Raw genomic sequence first — 2,046 nt, forward strand, 5'->3', positions numbered from 1 at the left:
GGCCCCTGAACTTCAATAATAATGTTGTGATCTGGCAGTAGCAGGTCAACTGGAGGCAATGAGTTCAGGCACTTTTCTTCTTCAATCTTCAAAGAGGGCATGCATGACTGGAGTTGATCGCGGAAGAAAGTTTGAGGTTCTGAAATGGTTGTCCGGTAATGGGGGACGATCGGACACGCTCTGCCAAGCCAACTGGCGGCCATAGTAATAATGTGTCGATCCTTTTCATTGTCCAGGGATGTATTTTCCAGGCGAGTCAACAGGTCATCCATGTGCTTTTCAAACACGTTATTTTTATTGGCATTGGAGACCAGCGACAACCTGGCACAGCATACCATTACGCCCCAGAGAGATATCAATATATCTTGCCTGGAGAGCGGAGGATTTTCACTGATTCGGTAGACAAGCGATTCGAACGTAGAGGTAAACACATTCAGCTCAACGAGTTCACCCAGTTTCGCCATGGCCCACAGCAGGTTGGCGATGCCCTGTGGTTTAAAGTTAGCTTTCTGTGCGTTCACGTGGGGTAACAGTGCGGCCATGGCCGCTTTGAACTCTGGTGTCCACTCCTGCCCGTTGTCCACCAGTTTCGCCATGGCCCACAGCATGTTGGCGATGTGCTGAGGAAGAAATTGGTCTTTCTGTGCGTTCACATGGGGCAACAGCGTGGCCACAGCCTCGTTGAGCGCTGGTGTCCGCTTTTGCCCGTAGTCCACCAGTTTCGCCATGGCCCACAGCAGGTTGGCAATATGCTGGGCATTCAATTGGTCCTTCTGTGCGTTCACGTAGGGCAACAGGGCGTCCACGGCCTCGTTGAGCCCTGGTGTCCGCTCCAGCCCGTTGTCCACCAGTTTTGCCATGGCCCACAGCAGGTTGCTGATCTGCTGAGGAATAAATTGGTCTTTCTGTGCGTTCACGCAGTGCAACAGCGCGGCCACGGCCTCGATGAACTCTGGTGTCTGCTCCTGGCTGTAGTCCGACAGTTTTGCCATGGCCCACAGCAGGTTGGCGATAACCAGTGGTTTAAAGTCAGCTTTCTGTGCGTTCACATGGGGCAACAGCGCGGCCACGGCCTCTTTGAGCTCAGGTGTCCGCCCCTGCCCGTTTTTCACCAGTTTCGCCATGGCCCACAGCAGGTTGGTGATATCCTGTGGTTTAAAGTTAGCTTTCTATACGTTCACGTGGGGCAATAGTGTGGCCACGGCGTCGTTGAGCCCTGGTGTCTGCTTCTGCCCGTTGTTCACCAGTTTCGCCATGGCCCACAGCAGGTTGGTGATATCCTGGACATTAAATTGGTCTTTCTGTGCGTTCACCCGGGATAACAACGCGACCAGGGCTTCGTTGAGCGATGGTGTCTGCTCCTGCCCATTGTCCACCAGTTTCGCCATGGCCCACAGCAGGTTGGCGATATGCTGAGGAATAAATTGGTTTTGCTGTGCGTTCACATAGGGCAACAGGGCGGCCACGGCCTCGTTGAGCCCTGGTGTCCGCTCCTGCCCGTTGTCCACCAGTTTCGTAATGGCCCACAATAGGTTGGCGATTCCCTGGGCCTTAAATTGGTCTTTCTGTGCGTTCACGTGGGGTAACAGCGCGACCACCGCCTCTTTGAGCCCAGATGTCCACTCCAGCCCGTTGTCCACCAGTTTCGCCATGGCCCACAGCAGGTTGGCGATACCCTGAGGAATAAATTGGTCTTTCTGTGCATTCACGAGGCGCAACAGGGCGGCCACGGCCTCTTTGAACTCTGGTGTCTGCTTCTGCCCATTGTCCACCAGTTTCGCCATGGCCCACAGCAGGTTGGCAATTCCCTGAGCATCAATATTCCTGGCTTCAGTTTTTTGGTTGCAGTTAAATATTATTGCATCAAGTAGCCTTGACAATAAGTGAGCTTGAGTAAGCTTAACACGCTCATCCATGGGTTTATGAAAGGTAAAAACACCCGCTGAAGTCAATGAATGAAGTGTTGTCGTCAGGCTTCGCCAGTTCCAGCTCCGTGTTACTGTAAAATTTTGCAGCAAATGTATCAGCTGGCTTTGTTCGGCTCGA

2 protein-coding genes are annotated in these 2,046 nt (G+C 53.0%); both read right to left on the reverse strand.

The annotated features are described in order from the left end of the window. The coding region (locus ACO6V1_RS23640) for a hypothetical protein (protein WP_422469004.1) at window positions 1–1,124 on the reverse strand (1,124 nt) is incomplete at its 3' end. A 45-nt stretch (window positions 1,125–1,169) separates the two neighbouring features. Then, window positions 1,170–2,046 (reverse strand): DUF1601 domain-containing protein (locus ACO6V1_RS23645; RefSeq protein WP_422469006.1); only part of this gene is annotated, 877 nt, incomplete at its 5' end.

It is taken from the genome of Endozoicomonas sp. ALC013 (genome assembly GCF_049310205.1).
In the GTDB taxonomy this organism is placed as follows: domain Bacteria; phylum Pseudomonadota; class Gammaproteobacteria; order Pseudomonadales; family Endozoicomonadaceae; genus Endozoicomonas.